Source organism: Streptomyces sp. SudanB182_2057, from assembly GCF_964272715.1.
Lineage (GTDB): Bacteria > Actinomycetota > Actinomycetes > Streptomycetales > Streptomycetaceae > Streptomyces > Streptomyces rubradiris.
In genome coordinates this window covers 3,739,105-3,760,582 of sequence record NZ_OZ186798.1, presented here as the reverse complement: position 1 = coordinate 3,760,582, position 21,478 = coordinate 3,739,105, and the positions used below count along the sequence as shown (strand labels likewise).

Here is a 21,478-nt window from a genome sequence, read left to right as displayed (position 1 = left end):
CACTGTGTTGGTTCTGAAACCACGAACGGCCCCGTATGGCCACATGCGGTGCGGCATTGTTCAACAGTTTCATAGTGTTTCGGTGGTCATAGCGTGAGGGAAACGCCCGGTTACATTCCGAACCCGGAAGCTAAGCCTCACAGCGCCGATGGTACTGCAGGGGGGACCCTGTGGGAGAGTAGGACGCCGCCGAACAAATATTGAGGGAAACCCCCGCACCTTACGGTGCGGGGGTTTTCCGCGTTATGGGTCCTTTATTCACGGGTCCATTAAGGTCGACGGCATGCGCTATGACCTCGTCATCTTCGACAACGACGGTGTCCTCGTGGACAGCGAGCCCCTTTCCAACCGGCTCCTGGCCGGCTATCTCACCGAGCTCGGACACCCGACGTCGTACGAGGACTCCATCCGCGACTACATGGGCTCGGCGATGCACCGCGTCCACGATCTGGTGCTCGAGCGCACGGGCCGGAGGCTGCCGGAGGACTTCGACGATGTCTTCCACGCGCGGGTGTTCGCCGCGTTCGAGCGGGAGTTGCGGCCCGTGCCCGGGGTGACGGACGTACTGGAGAAGCTGGCCGCGGACGGAGTGCCGTACTGCGTGGCCTCCTCCGGGAGCCACGAGCGGATACGGGTGGGGCACCGCACGACCGGGCTCGACCGGTGGTTCACCGACGAGCGGATCTTCAGCTCCGAGGACGTCGGACGGGGCAAGTCGGCGCCGGACCTGTTCCTGTACGCGGCCGAGCGGATGGGCGTGACCCCCGGGCGGTGCGTGGTCGTGGAGGACTCCCCGCTGGGCGTCCAGGCGGCCGTGGCGGCCGGGATGGACGTGTACGGGTTCACCGCGATGACCCCTGCGGAGCGGCTCGCGGATGCCGGGCAACTCTTCAACCGCATGCAGGAGTTGACCGGCCTGCTGATGTGATCCTCGTCGGCGGACCGGGCTGACATTTGTCACCCGGACCTCCGGACGATCGTTCCTACCGCCGGGCCCCGCCCGAAGGCGAGGCTGAGGGCATGACGAAGACCACGGGGAACCAGGACATGCGGCCGGGCGCGGCGGACCACGTCAAGCCGCTGCTCGTCGACATCGCCGCGCCGCTCGGCGCCTACTACCTCTGCAAGGACGCCCTCGGGACGAGCACCCTGACCGCGCTCGCCCTGAGCAGTGTCGTGCCCGCCGTGCGCACCGTGTCCGGCGTCGTCCGGGAGCGACGGATCAAGGCGCTCGCCGTCCTCATCCTCGCTGTCAACGCCGTCACGCTGGTGCTGAGCTTCGTCTCCGGCGACCCGCGGCTGATGCTCGCCAAGGACGGCGCGGTCAGCAGCACGGTCGCGGTCGGCATCCTGTGCTCCGTGGCCCTCGGCAAGCCCATGATGAGCACCGTCGTGAAACCGTTCCTGGTCAAGGGCGACCCGGCCCGCGAGGCAGCCTGGAGGCGGCTCGGGTCCGGCGCGGCGGCCGGCTCCGAGCGGTTCCGGCGCAAGGAACGGCTGTTCTCCGTGCTGTGGGGCGGCGGGCTGCTGCTGGAGTGCGCGGCCCGGGTCGCCGGCGCCTACACGGTCCCCGTGGACACCATGGTCTGGCTGGGCACGGTCGTCGTGGTGGTGGTGCTGACGGCCACCTTCCTGGTGAGCGGCGGACTGGCCGCGGAACCGATGGGCCGGCTGATCACCGCCGAGACCGAGGCCGCCGCGACCGCTATGCGGCAGACCGGAACTGAAGAGGATTCACCTTTGGCTGGATCTATCCAGAGGTAGCCCGGGGCCCTACCCTCGCCGCCATGACCGATGTGCTGCGGCGCGGCAGGGCCTCGCTGGCGTTCGCCTTCTTCGCGCAGGGTGCCGCCTTCGCCCTGCTGGTGACGCGCATCCCGGCCGTGCAGGACCGGTACGGGGTCTCCGACGCGCTGCTCCCCGTCTTCCTGGCCGCCGTGCCGGTCCTCGCCGGGGCGGGCAGCGTGGCCACCGAGCGGCTGGTGAAGCGGGTCCGGCCGAGCCGGGTGCTGCGCTGGTCCCAGCCGGTGGTGCTGCTGGCCCTGCTCGGGGCCGGGTCGGGCGGAGCCGGGCAGGTGGCCGTGCTGGCCGTCGCGCTGGGCGTCTTCGGCCTGGCGGTGGGCGCGCTGGACGCGTCCATGAACATTCTCGGGGTCAGCCTCCAGCGGTCGTACGGGCGCAGCATCATGCTGGGTTTCCACGCCGTCTACAGCCTGGGCGGGATCGTGGGGGCCTCGCTCGCCTGGGCCGGGGCGCACTGGCAGCTCGCGTTGTGGGTGTCGTACCTGCCGGTGGTGGCCGTGCTGCTGCCGGCGGCGCTGCTGGGGAGCCGGTGGTACGTCGACGGGGAGCCGGCGCCGGTGCGGGAGGCCCCGGGGGACGGCGGCGGGGCCGGCTTCAAGCTGCTGTTGCCGCTGTGTCTGGTGATGACCTTCGCCTACATCGGGGACTCCACCGTCTCCAACTGGAGCGCGAAGTACCTGAAGGACGTGCTGGGCGGCTCGGAGCAGCTCGCGACCGTGCCGTACAACGTGTACATGGTGACCACGCTGGCCGGGCGGGCCGTCGGGGACCTCGGGGTGCGGCGGTTCGGCGCGGTGGCGGTCGTCCGGCTCGGGGCGCTGGTCGCGGCCGGCGGGTTCGCGGTGGTGGCGCTGGCGCCCGGCCCGTGGGTGGGGATGCTCGGGTTCACGCTGCTGGGCCTGGGGCTGTGCGTGCTCGTGCCGCAGACCTTCGCGGCGGCCGGGCGGCGCGCTTTCGAGCAGCACGGTCCGGGGGCCTCGGACGCGGCGATCGCGCGGCTGAACATCTTCAACTACGTGGGTTTCCTGGTCGGTTCGCCGCTGGTGGGCGCCCTGGGGGACGCCTGGAGCTACCGGGGCGCGATGCTGGTGCCGATGGTGTTGGTGCTGGTGACCCTGGGATACGCCAGGTCGTTCGCGGCTCAACCGGACCGATACGGTGGCGGGCATGAGCGGCCGCGCACAGCTGATGTGGGACGAGGCAGTAACGGGCTATGACTTCGGTCCGAGCCATCCGATGGACCCGGTCCGGCTGGAGTTGACCCGCCGGCTGGTCGGTGCCCTCGGGCTCGACCGGGAACTGGCGGTCGTCGCTGCCAAGCCGGCCGGCGAGTCGACGCTGAAGCTGGTCCACCGGGAGGACTACATCGACGCGGTGAAGGCCGCGTCGGCGGACCCGGCGGGGGCCGACGGGTCGTACGGGCTCGGCACGCTCGACGATCCGGCGTTCGCCGGGATGCACGAGGTGTCCGCGCTGATCGCGGGCCAGTCGGTGGGGGCCGCCGAGGCGGTGTGGCGGGGGGACGCCGAGCACGCGGTGAACTTCGCGGGCGGGCTGCACCACGCGATGCCGGGCGGGGCGTCGGGCTTCTGCGTGTACAACGACGCGGCGCTCGCAATCGCGCGGCTGCTGGAGCTGGGCGCCGAGCGGGTCGCCTACGTGGACGTCGACGTGCACCACGGGGACGGGGTGCAGGCCGCGTTCTGGGAAGACCCGCGGGTGCTGACGATCTCGCTGCACGAGCACCCCGGCACGCTGTTCCCGGGGACCGGGTGGCCGCAGGAGACGGGCGCGGGCGCGGGGGAGGGCGCCGCGGCGAACGTGGCGCTGCCCGCCGGCACGGGGGACGCGGGGTGGCTGCGGGCGTTCCACGCCGTGGTGCCGGAGCTGCTCGCCGATTTCCGGCCGCAGGTCCTGGTCTCCCAGCACGGTGCCGACACCCACTTCGAGGACCCGCTCGCGCACCTCGCCGTCTCGCTGGACGCGCAGCGGGCGGTTCAGTTGGCGTGCCACGAGCTGGCGCACGCGTACGCGGACGGCAAGTGGGTCGCGCTCGGCGGGGGCGGATACGCGGTCGTCGACGTCGTACCGCGCTCGTGGACGCACCTGGTGGGGATCGTGGCGGGCCGGCCGGTCGAGCCCGGGACGGAGATCCCCGAGGGCTGGCGGCGGGAGGTGTTCGCCCGGACCCGGCAGCTCGGCCCGCGGCGGATGACGGACGGGCGGTGGCCGGTGGAGTACGGCGACTGGGAGACGGGGTACGACCCCGCCGACCGGATCGACCAGGCCGTACTGGCCACCCGCCGGGCGGTGTTCCCGCTGCGGGGCCTGCTGCCGTAGCGCCGCCCGCCCCGGGTGGCCGGCGGCGCTCCCACGGGGGCAGGGTTTAGGCCATCCGCGCGAATCCCGCTGTTTCCGCCCCGCCCCGGGCTCCGATGGGCCACCATCGCATCCGTGTCGTCTCGCGCCCGGCTCCGCGCCCACCTGGTGGCCGCCGGGCTGGCCGGGGTGGTGGCGACCTCGCGGGAGGAGAGCCTGCGCAGTTACCGGCTGTTCGCGGCCCGGGACCCGCGCGTGCTGATCGGGATCGATCCCGAGGGCGCCTGGGAGTTCCCCGAGCTGCTCGCGCTGATGGCGCGCAGGTGCGGGGTCTCGGCCGACCCGCGCCACACGAGCGGGCCGGACGTCATCGATCCGGAGCGGACGCTCGCCGCGCTGGACGCCTTCGCCGGGCGGATCCGGGCGGCGGCCCGGCGCGGCGCGCCCGTGCTGCTGGGCACCGGGCACCCCCGGCGGCTGCTCGGTTTCTACGCCGCTCTGGCGGACGCGCTGTCAACGGCGGGATGTGAGGTCCTCACCCCTGCGCAGGGTCGTTGTGTCGACATATTGACCCGGTTCGGTCTACGTCCTCATCGCCTCGACTACGTACGGGGGGTTGCCCTGATGCGGGAACCGGCGAGCGGGCGCCCCGGTTGTGAGCCGGGTGCCCACAGCCACTCACCGCTGCCGGTTCGGGTCGCGCTGGAGGCCGCCGCAGAGGCCGGCGGGCCGCTGCCGGAGCTTGTGGTCGGTGATCACGGATGGGTCTGCGGCGCAGGTCAGCTGGGGTTCGAGGCCATCGGGCTGGCCGACACCGACGACCCGGCGCCGTTCGTCGGCGAGGCCGAGGGACGGGTGGCCGTCGTCGTTCCGGTTGATGACGCAGTCCGGTCTGGTCACTACCGGCCGCTGACCCGCTACGTGCTCAATCGGGCCTGTCTGTCACAGTAGGCCGCCGATGGGTGCACCTCTTCCCCACTCGCATCACCCGCCCCTAGTCTGGGGAGTGAGCACGCAACGACGAAGAGTCACCGGAAGGGGAAGCCGGTGGCCGTCGAGTGCGGAAGGTTCAGGTGTGTCATGGCTGCAGCTGGCGAGAGGCCTCTGAACGAGGTTCAGTTCCTTACCGTGGCGGAAGTCGCCTCGGTGATGCGAGTGTCCAAGATGACCGTGTACCGCCTGGTGCACAGCGGTCATCTGCCCGCGATCCGGGTGGGGCGGTCCTTCCGCGTCCCCGAGCAAGCGGTGCACGAATACCTCCGCGACAGCTATGTGGGGGTGGAGACGGCCTGACGGTGACCCCCGGGTGACCGGGGGAAACCCCCTCGATTACGACCTCGGCGCTCGGTTGGGTAGGCTAGCCCCTCGTAGGTCGTGTGGGCCCATGGCGCCCAAACAACCGAGTCATGAGAAGTGAGCGAGGGTAGTCGTGGGCTCTGTTATCAAGAAGCGGCGCAAGCGGATGGCCAAGAAGAAGCACCGCAAGCTGCTCAAGCGCACGCGCGTTCAGCGTCGCAACAAGAAGTAAGCGGTCCCCCGCGCAAGCGGGTGTCCGTGAGCGACGCCGCGAGAGCGTGTCACCTGTGGCCCCCCACCCGCTGTGGTGGGGGGCCACAGGCATGTTCCGGGCATGTGCCGACGGGGGAAATTCCGTCCCCCCGCGCACCTCGGGTCCTCCCCCCGCACCGCCGACCGGCTAGGTTGGCCGCACACGGGGAACGCGGGATACCGGATACGCGGGAGGGAGGCGCCGATCGTGGGAAGGGTCGTGCTCGTCACCGGGGTGGCCCGGCAGCTCGGCGGCCGGTTCGTGCGGCGGATCCAGCGGGACCCGGAGGTGGACCGGGTGATCGCCGTGGACGCCGTACCGCCCGAGCACCATCTGGGCGGCGCCGACTTCGTCCAGACCGACATCCGGCAGCCGACGATCGCCCGTGTGCTCGCCGAGACGGGCGCCGACACGGTCGTCCACCTGGACGTGACCGGCACCGCGCTGGGCGGCGGCAGCCGGGCCACGGTCAAGGAGACCAATGTCATCGGCACCATGCAGCTGCTCGGCGCCTGCCAGAAGTCGCCGGCCGTGCGCCGGCTGGTGGTGAAGTCCAGCACGAACGTCTACGGCTCGGCGCCGCGCGACCCGGCCGTGTTCACCGAGACGACCCCGCCCAAGTCGCTGCCCAGCGGCGGCTTCGCCAAGGACGCCGTCGAGGTGGAGGGGTACGTGCGCGGGTTCGCGCGGCGGCGGCCGGACGTCGCCGTGTGCGTGCTGCGGTTCGCCAACATCCTCGGCCCCACCGTGGAGACCCCGCTCGCCTCCTACTTCGCGCTGCCCGTCCTGCCGACCGTGTTCGGCTACGACCCGCGGTTGCAGTTCGTGCACGAGGACGACGTCATCGAGGTGCTGCGGATCGCCTCGCACGAGCCGCGCCGGTCCACCCTGAACAGCGGCACCTTCAACATCGCCGGGGACGGCGTGCTGCTGCTGTCGCAGTGCTCCCGGCGGCTGGGCCGGCCCACCGTGCCGCTGCTGCTGCCCGCGGTCACCTGGGCCGGGTCCCTGGTGCGTACGCTCGGTATGACGGACTTCTCACCGGAGCAGATCCGGCTGCTCACCCACGGGCGGGTGGTGGACACCGGCCAGATGCGCGAGACGCTGGGCTTCACCCCCCGCTACACGACGGCCGAGACGTTCGCGGACTTCGCGCACGCGCTGGGCCCGGGGCTGCTGCCGCCTCAGACCCTCGCCGGGGCCGTCGACCGGGTCGCCGAGCTGTCCGCGAGGACGGCCGGCCGGCCCCAGACGCACAGCGCCAACTGAGGAGCGGCAACGATGGCGGACGCCAAGGTCATTCCGTTCGACGACGACCGGTCCCGGGGGAGCGCCGCACAGCGCCAAGCGCGCCGCCGCGGCGGGGGCGGCCGGCGCGGCGCGCTCGGGGAGCCGGGCGAGATGGGCGCGGTCCAGCCGCTGCCGGGCCGCGAATGGGCAGGGGAGGAGGAGCCGGTGGAGTCGCCGGGGACCGACGGGCAGGACGACGGCCGGGGCGGCGGTCTGGAGCGGCGGGTGGCGTCCGGGCTGGCCTTCCTGCGGCGCCGGCTCACCGGGGACTACGAGGTCGACGACTTCGGCTACGACGAGGAGCTGACCGACCAGGTCCTGATGTCGCTGCTGCGGCCGGTGTACGAGAAGTACTTCCGGGTCGAGGTGAAGGGCGTCGAGAACATCCCGGCCGAGGGCGGCGCGCTGATCGTCGCCAACCACTCCGGGACGCTGCCGCTGGACGGCCTGATGATGCAGGTGGCGGTGCACGACCACCATCCGGCCGGCCGGCACCTGCGGCTGCTGGCGGCCGACCTGGTCTTCGTGCTGCCGGTGGTCAACGAACTGGCCCGCAAGCTGGGCCACACCCTCGCCTGCGCGGAGGACGCGGAACGGCTGCTGGGCCAGGGCGAGCTGGTCGGGGTGATGCCGGAGGGCTTCAAGGGCATCGGGAAACCTTTCGGCGAGCGCTACAAGCTCCAGCGGTTCGGCCGGGGCGGCTTCGTCTCCACGGCGCTGCGCCAGGGCGTGCCGATCGTCCCGTGCTCGATCGTCGGGGCGGAGGAGATCTACCCGATGATCGGCAACGCCAAGACGCTGGCCCGGGTGCTGGGCATCCCGTACTTCCCGCTGACGCCGACGTTTCCCTGGCTGGGCCCGCTGGGCGCGATCCCGCTGCCGACGAAGTGGACGATCCAGTTCGGCGAGCCGATCCCGACGGACGGCTATCCGCCGGAGGCCGCCGAGGATCCGATGCTGATGTTCAACCTGACCGACCAGGTGCGCGAGCAGATCCAGCACACGCTGTACAAGCTGCTGGTGCAGCGGCGGTCGGTGTTCTTCTGAGCGTTCGTCCGCGCGTTCCGCGGGAGGGCGTACGGCAGCGGGGGCGCCCCTGCTCGGAAAGGGGCGCCCCCGCTGCCGTGGCCGTGCCGGGCTAGTCCGCGTCCTGGCCGTCGATGCCGAGGTCGGGGAGCAGGTCCGGGATGAGCGGCGGGATGGTGACGTCCGGCTGGGCCGAAGGCGACTTGCCGGCGGACGGGGAGCCGCCGGTGGTATCGCTCTTCGGCGGGTCGAGCAGGCCGCCGGTGTCGCCGCCGAGGAGTCCCTCGCCGCTGCCGGTGGCCGGGTCGCTCGGCGCGTCGGTGCCGGGGTGCCGGCCGGGGGACGGGGTGTGGCCGGTGGCGCCCGGCGGGGCCGACCGGTCGGTGCCGGAGGAGCCGGGGGACGCCGGTCTGGAGCCGCTCCGGTGCCCGTCCTCGCCGGGCCGGGCCGGCTGCTGCGGGAGCAGCGACTGCAGCGGGGCGACCTCTTCGTCTATGGCGTCGAAGACCGAGGACACCTCCTGTTTGACGTCGCCGAGCTGGACGGGGAGCTTGTCGCTGAGCGTGCTCCACGCCTGGCGGTGGGACCGGGAGAAGGCGTCCAGCGCCTGGATGGGGCCCAGGGAGTCCGGGTCGGCCTGATAGGCGGCGTGCAGCAGCCGGTGGCCCTCGGTGACGTCGTGCCGCATCCCGGACAGGGTGCGGCGGATCTCGCCGATGGACTCGTGGTCCAGGTGGCCGCCCCGGCCGCGCTCCAGCAGCCGGCGGACCTCGCCGAGCCGGGTGGCGGCCTGGTCGAGGTAGGTCTGGCCGCGCTGGTCGTCGCCGTCGGCCAGGTAGTTGAGCTTGAAGTCCTCGATGCCGCGCTTCAGGCCGTACAGCGAGTCGCCGGGCAGGGCGTCGGAGCTGGCGGCGGCGACCCCGCCGAAGGCCCCGGCGGCCACGCCGACGCTGAGCCCGCCGGCCGCGAGCCCCTTGGTCAGCCTGGTGCGCGGGCGGAACTTGCCGAGCGCGCCCGCCCGGTGCTCGCCCCTCGCCCGGTGGGAACGCTGTTCCGGTACCGACGTGTCCGCCGCCCCGGTCCCCTCCTGGAGCATGGCCTCCATCGCGGCCACCAGCTGGGCCCGCTGGACGGCCTTGACCTCCGGGTCGAGCTGCGGCCTGGGCAGCGCGCCGAGTCCCGCCGCCAGGGCCAGCAGCTCGCCCTGCCCGGTCGGTTCCTCGGCGGTCGGCGGGGAACCCGCCGGGTCTTCGGACTGCTCGGCCGCCGTGTCCCGGTCGGACTGCTCCTCCAGGGCCTGGGCGAAGGCGTTCGCCCGCCGGTGCGCCGATACGTTCGCGATCACTGGCGGCACCTCCTCTCGTCATGACGGTCGACTCCCCAGGGGGTCCTGAGGGTTGCACGCCCACGGCCGGGTCCCCGGATCGGGTGATCAGGGAGGGCCGGGACGTGACCACAGGGAGCCTGTATCCCGCACAACGACTGGCGCGGCACTTGGGTTACGGACGGCGGACGGGCGGTTCGGAAAGGCAACACGCCTTGACGGAGCGTGAGTTGAGCGTCGCCCACCGTTGCCCTCCGACGCCCTCCGCCACCCGCCGTCGCCACCGCCACCCGCTGCCGCCCGCTGACGTCCCGCTCAGCGGGCGTCGTCGGGCAGCAGCCGGGCGAGGGTGCGCACGGCGCGGTACTGGAGGGTCTTGATGGCGCCCTCGTTCTTGCCCATGACGCGGGCGGTCTCGGCGACCGAGAGGCCCTGGAGGAAGCGGAGCGTCACGCACTCCTGCTGCTGCGGGTTGAGCCGCCGCACGGCGTCCAGCAGGGCGGCGTTGGACAGGGACTCCAGGACGGAGTCCTCCGGGGAGCGCTCGACCTCGTTGGCGTCGAGCATCTCGCCGGTGGTGACCTCCAGGCGGAAGCGGCTGGACTTGAAGTGGTCGGCGACCAGGTTCCGGGCGATGGTGACCAGCCAGGCGCCGAAGTCGCGGCCCTGCCAGGTGAACGTGCCGATCCGGCGCAGCGCCCGCAGGAAGGTCTCGCTGGTGAGGTCCTCGGCGGTGGCCCGGCCGCCGACGCGGTAGTAGATGTACCGGTAGACGGTGTCGCTGTACTGGTCGTAGAGGCGCCCGAAGGCCTCGGCCTCGCCGGACTGGGCGCGTTCGACGAGGTCCATCATGCGGGCGCTGTCGCTGTCGGCGGCCGGCCGGCGGGCGGTGGCCGCGCCGGTGGCACGCCCCCGTCTGCCGACGGCGGCGCTGCCGTCGGCCAGTGCGTAGCACGGGCCCGCGGGCGCGGCGGCTGCGAAGGCGGGGACGGCGTACGCGGTGGGGACGAAGCCGCGCAGTGTTTCCTTGACCGTCGCGACCGTTGCGCGCAGCGTAGCCAGGCCCGAGGCGTCAACCCCGACGTGTGGGTACACGGGACTCCCAGAGGCAGAGCTTCCATCACGTGCAGTGCGGGACCGTTCACCCGTCGTGGCGACGGAGGGGTTCCGGTTTGCGTCTGAGGAGAATAACGCTTCGTACAGGTGCTGCTACGCCGAGTTGCTCAAATCGTCGATTGCGTCGCTTCTGTTGCCGTTTGATGCCAGATCACGTTCATGAACCTGATCGGTTGTTGAACGAAAAGAGGCATGTTTCGGTGAAGTACGCGACGTGTTGAAATGGCCGCGGCACAATCGTGCGCGCGGACGTGAGTACGTACGGGGGTTTCGCGGCCGGTCCGCGGCTACCGGCGCCGGCGGCTCAGGGCGATCGCGGCCGCGGTGCCGCCGGCGACCGCGCCGACGCCCGCGGCGGCCGGGATGCCGACCTTCGCCGCCTTGCGCCCCGTGCGGTAGTCCCGCAGCCGCCAGTCCTGATCGCGGGCGTGGCGGCGCAGTTTGGCGTCCGGGTTGATGGCGTAGGGGTGGCCGACCAGGGACAGCATCGGGATGTCGTTGTGGCTGTCGCTGTAGGCCGCGCAGCGGGAGAGGTCCAGCCCCTCGGCGGCGGCCAGCGCGCGCACCGCCTCCGCCTTGGCAGGCCCGTGCAGCGGCTCGCCGACCAGCCGTCCGGTGTAGACGCCGTCGACCGACTCGGCCACCGTGCCGAGGGCGCCGGTCAGGCCGAGGCGGCGCGCGATCACCTGGGCGATTTCCACCGGGGCCGCCGTGACCAGCCACACCTTCTGGCCCGCGTCCAGGTGGGCCTGGGCCAGGGCGCGGGTGCCGGGCCAGATGCGGTCGGCCATGTACTCGTCGTAGATCTCCTCGCCGATCGACTCCAGCTCGGCGACCCGGTGGCCCTTGACGATCGACAACGCCGAGTCGCGGGCGTCCTGCATGTGCTCGGGGTCCTCGACGCCGGCCAGCCGGAACCAGGCCTGCTGCCAGGCGAACCGGGCGAGGTCGCGGGTCTCGAAGAACTTCCGCTTGTACAGCCCGCGGCCGAAGTGGAAGAGCGCGGCGCCCTGCATCACCGTGTTGTCCAGGTCGAAGAAGGCGGCGGCCCTGTCGTCGCCGATGACCGGAAACTCCGGTTCCGCGGGCGTGGCGGTCTCCTGCGAGGACTTGCGGGCGGCCTCCGCCGAAGCCTCGCCTGCCAACACGCTCCGCGCCGTGGCGGAGCGCCTACGGGGAGTGAGCCATCCGAGAGCGGCCATGACGCGAGCATAGCCACTGTGTCCGAAGGTTCCGGAGTCGAGAGGTTGGCGTGGTGTGAACGCCGGGCGAAGGGGGCGTCGGGGCGCGCGAGAATGGCCGGTATGAGTCCGCTCTTCCGACGCAAGGCAGAGCCGCGAGCGCGGCTGGTGACCCTGATCCGCAAGCCCGGCTGCCATCTGTGCGACGACGCCCAGGTGGTGGTCGAGAAGGTGTGCGACGACCTCGGAGTGCCGTGGGAGGCGAAGGACATCACGGAGGACCGGGAACTCCACGACCGCTACTGGGAGCAGATCCCCGTGGTCCTGGTCGACGGCGAGCAGCACACCTTCTGGCGCGTGAACGAGGAGCGGCTGCGCCGGGCACTGACCGACTAGTCCAAACCGGCCGGAAAGTCGCTTAGGATCGACGGCGGTTTGGTCTCGGGGGCGGGATTCGTGAGGAGTGTGTGCGGTTTTGCCCCCAGTAACGAAGGAACGGCGGCGCGTGTGCGCCGGTTCCCGCTCCGGGCGTGAAAATGGCGTGACCCCGGTCACTTCTGCGGGGCAAATCGGACACCATCTTTGTGCACGCGTTCACAAAGACATAGCCTGCTGTCGACGGGGCGGTCTGGGGACGTGTGACCGCCTACAGCCCCGCTCTACCCGCAGGAGCACCGTGGCAACTGGCCGAACACACCGACCGGCGACCCGTAGCCGAGGGATTCCCGAGGCCACCGTCGCCCGGCTTCCGCTGTACCTCCGAGCGCTGACCGCACTGTCGGAGCGCTCGGTACCCACGGTCTCCTCCGAGGAGCTGGCCGCGGCGGCGGGGGTCAACTCCGCCAAGCTGCGCAAGGACTTCTCGTACCTGGGCTCCTACGGGACGCGCGGCGTCGGCTACGACGTGGAGTATCTCGTCTACCAGATCTCCCGCGAACTCGGCCTGACCCAGGACTGGCCGGTTGTGATCGTCGGCATCGGCAACCTCGGCGCCGCCCTGGCCAACTACGGCGGTTTCGCCTCCCGCGGCTTCCGGGTCGCCGCGCTGATCGACGCCGACCCGGCGATGGCCGGCAAGCCGGTCGCGGGCATCCCGGTGCGGCACACCGACGACCTCGAGAAGATCATCAAGGACAACGGGGTCTCCATCGGCGTGATCGCCACCCCGGCGGGCGCCGCCCAGCAGGTCTGCGACCGGCTCGTGGCCGCCGGCGTGACCTCCATCCTGAACTTCGCGCCGACCGTGCTGTCCGTCCCGGACGGTGTGGACGTGCGCAAGGTCGACCTCTCCATCGAGCTGCAGATCCTCGCCTTCCACGAGCAGCGCAAGGCCGGCGAGGAGACCCCCGCGGGCGACGGCGCCCTGCCCGCCGCCACCCCCCGCGCGACCTCCGCCGACCAGGGGCCCGACGGGGACGTCCCCGCCGTGATGCCGGCATGAGCCTCCTCGTCGTAGGCCTCAGCCACCGCAGTGCCCCGGTCAGCGTGCTGGAGCGGGCCGCGCTGAGCGCGGACGCCCAGGTCAAGCTGGTCCAGGACACGGTCGCCGCCGAGCCCGCCACCGAGGCCGCGGTGCTCGCCACCTGCAACCGCATCGAGCTGTACGCCGACGTGGACAAGTTCCACGCCGGTGTCGCCGAGCTGTCCACGCTGCTCGCCCAGCACAGCGGGGTCGGCCTGGAGGAACTGACGCCGTACCTCTACGTGCACTACGAGGACCGTGCCGTCCACCACCTGTTCTCGGTGGCCTGTGGGCTGGACTCGATGGTCGTCGGCGAGGGCCAGATCCTCGGCCAGATCAAGGACTCCCTGGCCCGCGCCCAGGAGCTGCACACCGCCGGCAAGCTGCTGAACGACCTGTTCCAGCAGGCCCTGCGGGTCGGCAAGCGCGCCCACTCCGAGACCGGCATCGACCGGGCCGGCCAGTCCCTGGTCACCTTCGGCCTGGAGCAGCTGGCCGTGGGCGCGGCCGTGCCCGACTGGGCCCGCGGCAAGAAGGCGCTGGTCATCGGCGCCGGATCGATGTCGTCCCTGGCCGCCGCCACGCTGGCGCGCGCCGGTGTCGCCGAGGTCGTCGTCGCCAACCGCACCTTCGAGCGCGCCGAGCGGCTCGCCCGGATCCTGCTGGAGGCCGACGACAACACGGTCACCGCCCGCGCGGTGCCGATGGACGCGGTCGCCGACGAGCTGACGCGCGCCGACGTCGTCGTCTCCTGTACCGGGGCGACGGGTCTGGTACTCACCGCGGAGGCGGTCGCGCACGCGGTCGAGGGCCGCACCGGGCACCCCGCCGCGGAGACCGGTTTCACGGCCGTGAAGCCGACGGCCCCGCAGCGCCACACCGGCCTCGGCGCCGACGACAACTGCCCGCTGGACCTGGCCGCCGTACAGCCCGGCTTCTCCGTCATGGGCGAGGCCGCCGTGGCCGGCATGGACGCGGCCACCCTGGAGCAGCACGCGGCCTGGGTCGCCGGCGGCAGCACGGCCGACCGCCGGGAGCGGCGCAGCCCCGAGGCGGACGCCGAGCTGATCACCGCGCTCGCCGCGACCGCCGCCACCGTCGGCCGGGTCCCCGAGCGGCGCAGGCCGGAGCCGCTGGCCGAGCGCCCCGCGCCCTTCTTCTTCCTGCTCGACCTGGCCATGCCCCGCGACATCGACGCGGCCGTGCACCGGCTGGCCGGGGTCCGCCTGGTGGACATCGAGTCGCTGGCGGAGGCCTCCGCCGACGCGCCGATGGCCGCCGACGTGGACCAGGTCCGGCGCATTGTCGCCGACGAGGTGGCGGCCTTCGGCGCCGCCCTGCGGGCGGCGCACATCACCCCGACCGTGGTCGCGCTGCGCACCATGGCCGCCGACGTGGTCGCCAGCGAGCTGGCCCGCCTCCACGGCCGCCTGCCCGACCTGGACGAGCGCCAGCGCGGCGAGATCCGGCAGACCGTGCACCGGGTCGTCGACAAGCTGCTGCACGCGCCGATCGTACGGGTGAAGCAGCTCGCGGCCGAGCCCGGCGGCGCCGGGTACGCGGACGCGCTGCGCACCCTGTTCGACCTCGACTCCGAGCCGGCCGCAGCCGTCTTTGGGGCCGGGGACAGCACGCGGAACAAGAACCGAGGGCCAGCATGAGTGAGAAGGCACTGCGGCTGGGGACCAGGCGGAGCAAGCTCGCCATGGCCCAGTCCGGGCAGGTGGCCGAGACCGTCCGCGAGGTGACCGGCCGGCCCGTCGAGCTGGTCGAGATCACCACGTACGGCGATGTGTCCCGGGAGGCGCTGGCGCAGATCGGCGGCACCGGTGTGTTCGTCACCGCGCTGCGGGACGCGCTGCTGAAGGGCGAGGTCGACTTCGCGGTTCATTCGCTCAAGGACCTCCCGACCGCGCAGCCCGCGGAACTGGTCCTGGCGGCCGTACCGGAGCGCGAGGACCCGCGGGACGTGATCGTGGCGCGCGACGCGCTGAAGTTCACCGACCTGCCGCGCGGCGCCCGCATAGGCACCGGCGCGCCGCGCCGCATGGCGCAGCTGAACGCGTACGCCCGCGCGCACGGACTGGACATCGAGACGGTCCCGATCCGCGGCAACGTCGACACCCGCATCGGGTACGTCCGCGACGGCGAGCTGGACGCGGTCGTACTGGCCGCCGCCGGCCTCAACCGGATCGGCCGCGTCGACGAGGTGACCGACTTCCTGTCGGTCGACACGGTTCTGCCCGCCCCCGGCCAGGGGGCCCTGGCGATCGAGTGCGCCGCGGACAACGCGGAACTGATCGCCGCGCTCGGTGAGCTGGACGACCCGTTCACGCGGGCCGCCGTCACCGCCGAGCGGTCACTGCTCGCCGCCCTGGAGGCCGGTTGCAGCGCACCCGTGGGAGCGCTGGCCGACCTTCTGGTCGACGGGCAGATCGTCAAGGAAATGCGCCTGCGCGGCGTCGTCGGCACGACCGACGGCACCCGCATGGTGCAGCTGTCCACCACCGGTCCCGTGCCCCAGACGCACGACCAGGCGTGGGCACTCGGTCGCGAACTCGCCACCGAGATGCTCGCCCAGGGCGCGGCCGGTCTGATGGGGGAGCGAGCACATTGAGCCCCACCGCCCTTCCTGCCGCCGGTCCGGAACACGGGCACGTCACCTTCCTAGGTGCCGGACCCGGGGATCCGGGACTGCTGACTCTGCGCGCCGTGGAGGCGCTGTCGAACGCGGACGTCCTGGTCGCCGAGCACGAGGTGCTCGACGTCATCCGGACGCACGCCCGACAGGGCGTCTCCGTCGTGCAGACGGACGCCGATCCCTCTTCGGTCTCGCCGCCGGGCACGGGCACGCCCCAGCTGACGGTAGTTGACGGCACGTCAACACCCGCCGCTGTCCCGGGCGGTGCCCCGGATGCCGCTCATCTTGTCATGGAGGCCGCGCGGGGCGGCAGGCGGGTCGTCCGTGCGGTGTCCGGGGACCCGGGGCTGGACACGTGCGCTGCGGAGGAGATGCTCGCGTGCGCCGCGGCCGGGGTGCCCTTCGAGGTCGTCCCCGGGGTCGCGGCGGCGGTCGGCGTGCCCGCGTACGCCGGTGTGCCGCTGCGGGACGCCGACGGCGCGGACGTCCGCTTCGTGGACGCCCGGGCCGCCTCCGAGCGGTGCTGGTCGGAGGTCGGCACGTCGGACGGCACGGTGGTCGTCTCCACGACGCTGGACTCGGTGGCCGCCGCGGCGGCCGAGCTGGTCTCGGCGGGCCGCAAGCCGGACACCCCGCTGTCGGTGACGATCGCCGGTACGACGACCCGCCAGCGCACCTGGACGGCGACGCTCGGCACGATCGCGCAGACGCTGAAGCAGGCCAAGGTGCTGCCGTCGCCGGACGGCGGCCGGCCGGTGATAGCCGTGGTCGGCGAGCGGTCCGCCGCGGCCCGGCGCGACCAGCTGTCGTGGTTCGAGTCCAAGCCGCTGTTCGGCTGGAAGGTGCTCGTGCCGCGGACCAAGGAGCAGGCGGCCTCGCTCTCCGACCAGCTGCGCTCCTACGGCGCGGTGCCGCACGAGGTCCCGACCATCGCGGTGGAGCCGCCGCGCACCCCGCAGCAGATGGAGCGGGCGGTCAAGGGCCTGGTCACCGGCCGGTACGAGTGGATCGCGTTCACGTCGGTCAACGCGGTCAAGGCGGTCCGGGAGAAGTTCGAGGAGTACGGCCTCGACGCGCGTGCCTTCGCGGGCATCAAGGTGGCCGCGGTGGGCGAGCAGACCGCCAAGGCGCTGATCGCCTTCGGCGTGAAGCCGGACCTGGTGCCGAGCGGCGAGCAGTCGGCGGCCGGCCTCCTGGAGGACTGGCCTCCCTACGACCCGGTGTTCGACCCGATCGACCGCGTCTTCCTGCCGCGCGCCGACATCGCCACCGAGACCCTGGTGGCCGGGCTGATCGACCTGGGCTGGGAGGTGGACGACGTCACGGCCTACCGCACCGTGCGCGCCTCGCCGCCGCCGGCGGAGACCCGTGAGGCGATCAAGGGCGGCGGCTTCGACGCGGTCCTGTTCACCTCCTCCTCCACGGTCCGCAATCTGGTCGGCATCGCGGGCAAGCCGCACAACGTGACGGTGATCGCCTGTATCGGCCCGGCCACGGCCAAGACGGCCGAGGAGCACGGGCTCCGGGTGGACGTGATGGCTCCGGAGCCGTCGGTGCACAAACTGGCCGAGGCGCTGGCCGACTTCGGCATGAAGCGCCGCGCCGCCGCGCTGGAGGCGGGCGACCCGGTGACCCGCCCGAGCGAACGCCGCCCGGGGGCACGCAGGCGCCGCTCGACCACCTGAGACAGCACGGCCGGGGGCCGGCGGGCACGTCCCGCCGGCCCCCGGCCGTCTCGTCTCCGGGCCGACTCGGCGTCGGCAAAGGCACGGGTGGGGCGGGCGTAGCGTAGAAGGCATGACGAAGTACGGATCCTTTCCCGGTACGCGTCCCCGGCGGCTGCGGACCTCGCCCGTCATGCGGCGGATGGTCGCCGAGACACGGCTGCACCCCGCCGACCTCATCCTCCCGGCGTTCGTCCGGGAGGGCGTGAGCGAGCCGGTGCCGATCGGCTCCATGCCCGGGGTCGTGCAGCACACCCGGGACAGCCTGAAGAAGGCCGCGCTGGAGGCGGTGGAGGCCGGGATCTCCGGGATCATGCTGTTCGGCGTGCCGGAGGAGTCCAAGAAGGACGCCCGGGGCACGGTCGGCACCGACCCGGACGGGATCCTCCAGGTCGCCCTCAGGGACGTGCGCGCCGAGGTCGGCGACGACCTGCTCGTGATGTCCGACCTGTGCCTGGACGAGTTCACCGACCACGGGCACTGCGGGGTGCTGGACGCCGAGGGCCGGGTCGACAACGACGCCACCCTGGAGCGGTACGCCGAGATGGCGCAGGTCCAGGCCGACGCCGGCGCCCATGTCGTGGGCCCCAGCGGGATGATGGACGGCCAGATCGGCGTCATCCGTGACGCGCTGGACCAGATCGGCCGCGAGGACGTGGCGATCCTCGCCTACACCGCCAAGTACTCCTCGGCGTTCTACGGACCCTTCCGCGAGGCCGTCGCCTCGTCGCTGCAGGGCGACCGCAAGACCTACCAGCAGGACCCGGCCAACTGGCGCGAGTCCCTGCGCGAGCTGGAGCTTGACCTCGCCGAGGGCGCCGACATGGTGATGGTCAAGCCGGCCGGCCCCTACCTCGACATCCTCGCCCGGGTCGCGGACGCCGTGGACGTGCCGGTGGCCGCGTACCAGATCTCCGGCGAGTACGCGATGATCGAGGCCGCCGCCGAGAAGGGCTGGGTGGAACGGGATCGGGCCATCCTCGAGACCCTGACCGGCATCAAGCGGGCGGGCGCCCGGAACATCCTCACCTACTGGGCCACCGAGGTGGCGCAGAAGCTCCGCTAGTCACGCGACCCCTGGGTTCGCCGGGCCGGCGGGCCGGCGAACCCACGGGAGCCGCGTCGCGGTCTCAGGCGTCGGTCAGGGTGATGCGGTCACCCAGCACGGCCCACCGCTGGCCGGGTTCGTTGGCGCACACCCTGGTGCGGACCTGGGGCGTGCCCCAGGTGTTCGACAGGCAGTAGTGCGGGTCGGCGGCCAGGACGAAGTGGTCGCCGACGACCCTCCAGCGCTGGCCGGGTTCGTCGGCGCAGAGCCTGGTGCGGACCTCGGGCGTGCCCCACGTGTTGGACAGACAGTAGTGCGGGTCGGCGGCCAGTACGACGTGGTCGCCGGCGATCCTCCAGCGCTGGCCGGGTTCGTTGGCGCACACCCTGGTGCGGACCTCGGGCGTACCCCAGGTGTTGGACAGGCAGTAGTTGCCGATCTTGGAGGCTCCGGCCTCCGGCGCGGCGGCCGTGGCGGCGGCCGACGGTAGGGCGGCCGCCGCCAGTGCGAGAGCGAGGACGCCGAGGGACTTGCGGAACGCGAGGGCCATGAAGTGGTCGCCTTTCATCCAGCGGGTTGCGGAGACCGGGGCCGTGACGCCGAGCGACGCCGGCGGCCGAGGCGCTCCGGAGGGCATGCGCCGGGAGCCTTTCCCCGACGCATGCCCTGAATGCGGCAAACCGCCCTTAGAGGTGATATGTGGATGAAGGCGTTGCCGTTCACCAGTTGGAGATGGCGTCCAGGTCCTTCTGCCAGTACGTCACCTTGAGCGTGCTGTCGTAGTAGACGCCCTTGGCGGGCAGGGCCGGCGTCGCGGACGGGCCGCCGTCGCTGTTCGGGGTCATCCCCTGGAAGCCCACCGTCAGCTTGTGCGCGGTCATCCCGCCGCTGCCGCTGCCGTCGGCGGCCGACAGCAGCACACTCGCGTACCCCGACGCGCCGGGCGCCAGCGACACCACGGACTGCGGCTGGGTGCCCTCGTCGGCCTGCGGCACCCACTGCATCTCGTCGAAGCGCAGGACCGGGTAGTACGGCAGGTCGCAGGTCTTGCCGCCGGTGTTCTTCACCGTCAGCAGCATGTGGTTCAGGGGCCGGTTCAGCAGCTGGGCGGTGACGGACGTGTTCGTGCCGTTGCACAGCACCACGGAGCGTCCGGCGCTCTGCCCCTTGCGGGTGGTGGGGGCGGCCGGCTTGGCGCTGGGCGCGTCGGTACGGGACACGGGGGAGGCGTCGGTGGTGCCGCCGCCGGTGGCTTCCTTCGCCGGGGTGCCGCTCTCGGGCGACTTCGAGACGTCCGTCTCCGCCGCCGCCACCGTCGCATTCGGGCGGGCGGCACCCTCGTCCTCGGTGCCCGTGCCGCCGCCGCACGCGGTGAGGGCGAGGGCGGCCGCGGCGGTTCCGGTAGCGGCGATCAGACGAATGTGGCGCATACGCATGGCAAGTCCTCTTTCGGGCTGGGCCGGTTGTCGTGCTTGGATGACCAACAGCCTGTGGGCGGACTCGTCCCGGCGGCCAGCGTTGGCCGCCAATCCGGGACGCTGGAACGCTGGAACCGGCTTTGACCTGCGGAAACAACACCTCCCTGGAACGCCGGGGTGGGACGAGGGGGACTGGAGGAACGGTGTCTGAGAGCATCCCTGAAAGCGGTTTCGCCGAGCTGCTGCGGGAGTTGAAGAACCGCTCCGGGCACAGCTACGGCACGCTCGCCAAGCGGCTCCACATGAGTACGTCGACACTCCACCGCTACTGCAACGGGGACGCCGTACCGACGGACTACGCCCCCGTGGAGCGGCTCGCCCGGCTCTGCAAGGCCACGCCCGGGGAACTGGTGGAACTGCACCGCCGGTGGGTCCTGGCGGACGCGGGGCGGGGGCGGAAGGGGGCGGAGCCTGCCGTAATGCCGGAGGCGGCCCCGGAGCCGGAGGTGGCGGCCGGGCCGGAACCGGAGCCGATGGCGGCACCCGTGCCCGTACCTGTATCCGTACCCGAACCCGTACCCGAACCCGAATCCACACCCGCGACCCGGTGGCGTCGGAGCCGGTCCCTGATCGCGGGTGGCCGCCGTACCGCCCTCCTGGCGGCCGTCACGGTCACCGCGCTGGTCGTCGGAGGCACGGTGTTCGCGCTCAACCGGCCGTCGGACGAGGGCGAGCGGCGGAACGACGCGAAGGCCGTGACAGCCACCGTGGGCTCCGCGCTCGTCCAGGACAGCGCCACCCCCCGGCCGTCGAAGTCCGGGAGCCCGAGCCCGTCGGCCACTCGTTCGGCCTCCCCTTCCGCCTCCGCCTCCGCGTCCGCCGAGGCGCGGGACCTGGCCCCCGACACCACGGACGGGAAGCGCACGGGGAAGCCGTCGGCGACCGCGCGCCAGGAAGCGTCCGGAGCGGCGCCGTTGACGGTCAACACCAACCCCTACAGCTGGCTGAGTCCCTGTTCGCAGCACTACCTGATCGACCGGCCGCCGACCGCCGTGGGCCCGCCGCCGACGGAGCAGCAGGCGCCCGCGTGGGTGGCCGTCAACAAGGCGGTGTCGGCGGGGGAGCAGTTCATCACGTTCACCGTCCAGGGCACCGGGAACCAGACGGTGGTCCTGGAGCGGCTGTCGGTCCACATGGCGGGCAAGCGTTCGCCGCTCCCCTGGAACGACTACGCCATGGGTTACCCGGGCGTCGGCTGCGGCGGTGGCGTGCCGACGCATTCCTTCACGGTCTCCCTGGACGCGATGCGCCCGTCACCCGTCCCGGAGGCCGGGAGCGACAACTTCCCCTTCAAGGTGAGCCAGTCGGACCCGGAGGTCTTCTACGTCATGGCGGACGCGTCGGCGTACGACGTCAGCTGGTTCCTGGAGCTGACGTGGTCCAGTGGCGGCCGCCACGGCACGCTGGTGATCGACGACGCCGGCCACCCGTTCCGCACCAGCGGGAACAACAGCCGGCCGGCGTACGCGTTCCCGCTGGGCGGTCAGAAGTGGAAGCCGGCGTCGGAGTTCGAGTGA

General features: G+C 72.3%; 21 protein-coding genes and 1 rRNA gene. 17 read left to right on the top strand and 5 right to left on the bottom strand.

Annotated features, from left to right (window positions below):
• Positions 1-78: 78 nt before the first annotated feature.
• From rrf to ACSURM_RS16220, 10 genes are all read left to right on the top strand, one after another.
• Positions 79-195, top strand: a 5S ribosomal RNA gene (rrf, locus tag ACSURM_RS16265).
• A gap of 88 nt (positions 196-283) precedes the next feature.
• Positions 284-928 carry an HAD family hydrolase gene (locus ACSURM_RS16260; RefSeq protein WP_436955814.1) on the top strand — a complete coding sequence of 215 codons (645 nt, stop codon included), beginning with the start codon at positions 284-286 and terminating at the stop codon, positions 926-928.
• A gap of 92 nt (positions 929-1,020) precedes the next feature.
• Positions 1,021-1,764: a VC0807 family protein gene (locus tag ACSURM_RS16255; protein WP_436955812.1), complete on the top strand. Its 744-nt coding sequence runs from the start codon at positions 1,021-1,023 to the stop codon at positions 1,762-1,764.
• Positions 1,765-1,787: 23 nt separating this feature from the next.
• Positions 1,788-3,020 (top strand): MFS transporter, encoded by a 1,233-nt coding sequence (locus ACSURM_RS16250; RefSeq protein ID WP_436955810.1) that lies wholly within the window; start codon positions 1,788-1,790, stop codon positions 3,018-3,020.
• Positions 2,971-4,143 (top strand): acetoin utilization protein AcuC, encoded by a 1,173-nt coding sequence (locus ACSURM_RS16245; RefSeq protein ID WP_436955809.1) that lies wholly within the window; start codon positions 2,971-2,973, stop codon positions 4,141-4,143. The genes ACSURM_RS16250 and ACSURM_RS16245 overlap by 50 nt, the downstream gene beginning before the upstream one ends.
• Positions 4,144-4,257: 114 nt before the next feature.
• The gene (locus ACSURM_RS16240; protein ID WP_436955807.1) at positions 4,258-5,073 is read left to right on the top strand and encodes a phosphatase; all 816 of its coding nucleotides are present in this window, start codon (positions 4,258-4,260) and stop codon (positions 5,071-5,073) included.
• A gap of 129 nt (positions 5,074-5,202) precedes the next feature.
• Positions 5,203-5,415, top strand: coding sequence for a helix-turn-helix domain-containing protein (locus ACSURM_RS16235; protein ID WP_121791081.1), 213 nt, complete (start codon positions 5,203-5,205; stop codon positions 5,413-5,415).
• Between the two features lie 136 nt (positions 5,416-5,551).
• Positions 5,552-5,650, top strand: a complete 99-nt coding sequence (locus ACSURM_RS16230) for a 30S ribosomal protein bS22 (RefSeq protein ID WP_003948845.1) — start codon at positions 5,552-5,554, stop codon at positions 5,648-5,650.
• A gap of 228 nt (positions 5,651-5,878) precedes the next feature.
• On the top strand, positions 5,879-6,940 hold the full coding sequence (locus tag ACSURM_RS16225) for an NAD-dependent epimerase/dehydratase family protein (protein WP_436955804.1): 1,062 nt from the start codon (positions 5,879-5,881) through the stop codon (positions 6,938-6,940).
• 12 nt (positions 6,941-6,952) lie between these two features.
• A complete protein-coding gene (locus ACSURM_RS16220) occupies positions 6,953-8,008 on the top strand; it encodes a lysophospholipid acyltransferase family protein (protein ID WP_436955802.1) in 1,056 nt (351 codons plus the stop codon).
• Positions 8,009-8,099: 91 nt separating this feature from the next.
• On the opposite strand, the gene ACSURM_RS16215 is transcribed toward ACSURM_RS16220, so the two are convergent.
• From ACSURM_RS16215 to ACSURM_RS16205, 3 genes are all read right to left on the bottom strand, one after another.
• The gene (locus ACSURM_RS16215; protein ID WP_436955800.1) at positions 8,100-9,332 is read right to left on the bottom strand and encodes a DUF5667 domain-containing protein; all 1,233 of its coding nucleotides are present in this window, start codon (positions 9,330-9,332) and stop codon (positions 8,100-8,102) included.
• A 294-nt stretch (positions 9,333-9,626) separates the two neighbouring features.
• The gene (locus tag ACSURM_RS16210) at positions 9,627-10,406 is read right to left on the bottom strand and encodes an ECF subfamily RNA polymerase sigma factor, BldN family (protein ID WP_189994486.1); all 780 of its coding nucleotides are present in this window, start codon (positions 10,404-10,406) and stop codon (positions 9,627-9,629) included.
• Positions 10,407-10,714: 308 nt separating this feature from the next.
• Positions 10,715-11,629, bottom strand: a complete 915-nt coding sequence (locus ACSURM_RS16205) for an HAD family hydrolase (RefSeq protein WP_436955798.1) — start codon at positions 11,627-11,629, stop codon at positions 10,715-10,717.
• 102 nt (positions 11,630-11,731) lie between these two features.
• Here ACSURM_RS16205 and ACSURM_RS16200 point away from each other — a divergent pair, with 102 nt between their 5' ends.
• From ACSURM_RS16200 to hemB, 6 genes are all read left to right on the top strand, one after another.
• A complete protein-coding gene (locus ACSURM_RS16200) occupies positions 11,732-12,004 on the top strand; it encodes a glutaredoxin family protein (protein WP_436955797.1) in 273 nt (90 codons plus the stop codon).
• 280 nt (positions 12,005-12,284) lie between these two features.
• The gene (locus ACSURM_RS16195) at positions 12,285-13,049 is read left to right on the top strand and encodes a redox-sensing transcriptional repressor Rex (RefSeq protein ID WP_392118716.1); all 765 of its coding nucleotides are present in this window, start codon (positions 12,285-12,287) and stop codon (positions 13,047-13,049) included.
• Positions 13,046-14,731, top strand: coding sequence for a glutamyl-tRNA reductase (locus ACSURM_RS16190; protein WP_436955795.1), 1,686 nt, complete (start codon positions 13,046-13,048; stop codon positions 14,729-14,731). Before ACSURM_RS16195 ends, ACSURM_RS16190 begins: the two co-directional genes overlap by 4 nt.
• The gene (gene hemC, locus ACSURM_RS16185; RefSeq protein WP_436955793.1) at positions 14,728-15,687 is read left to right on the top strand and encodes a hydroxymethylbilane synthase; all 960 of its coding nucleotides are present in this window, start codon (positions 14,728-14,730) and stop codon (positions 15,685-15,687) included. The genes ACSURM_RS16190 and hemC overlap by 4 nt, the downstream gene beginning before the upstream one ends.
• Positions 15,684-17,396 carry a uroporphyrinogen-III synthase gene (locus ACSURM_RS16180; RefSeq protein WP_436955792.1) on the top strand — a complete coding sequence of 571 codons (1,713 nt, stop codon included), beginning with the start codon at positions 15,684-15,686 and terminating at the stop codon, positions 17,394-17,396. Before hemC ends, ACSURM_RS16180 begins: the two co-directional genes overlap by 4 nt.
• A 112-nt stretch (positions 17,397-17,508) precedes the next feature.
• The gene (gene hemB, locus ACSURM_RS16175) at positions 17,509-18,501 is read left to right on the top strand and encodes a porphobilinogen synthase (protein ID WP_436955790.1); all 993 of its coding nucleotides are present in this window, start codon (positions 17,509-17,511) and stop codon (positions 18,499-18,501) included.
• A 64-nt stretch (positions 18,502-18,565) separates the two neighbouring features.
• Here the strand turns inward: hemB and ACSURM_RS16170 are convergent, their stop codons facing one another.
• Together ACSURM_RS16170 and ACSURM_RS16165 are read right to left on the bottom strand one after the other, a co-directional pair.
• Positions 18,566-19,033 (bottom strand): RICIN domain-containing protein, encoded by a 468-nt coding sequence (locus ACSURM_RS16170; RefSeq protein WP_436955788.1) that lies wholly within the window; start codon positions 19,031-19,033, stop codon positions 18,566-18,568.
• A 169-nt stretch (positions 19,034-19,202) separates the two neighbouring features.
• On the bottom strand, positions 19,203-19,913 hold the full coding sequence (locus ACSURM_RS16165; RefSeq protein WP_436955786.1) for a DUF4232 domain-containing protein: 711 nt from the start codon (positions 19,911-19,913) through the stop codon (positions 19,203-19,205).
• Positions 19,914-20,104: 191 nt separating this feature from the next.
• Here ACSURM_RS16165 and ACSURM_RS16160 point away from each other — a divergent pair, with 191 nt between their 5' ends.
• Positions 20,105-21,478: a helix-turn-helix domain-containing protein gene (locus tag ACSURM_RS16160; protein WP_436955785.1), complete on the top strand. Its 1,374-nt coding sequence runs from the start codon at positions 20,105-20,107 to the stop codon at positions 21,476-21,478.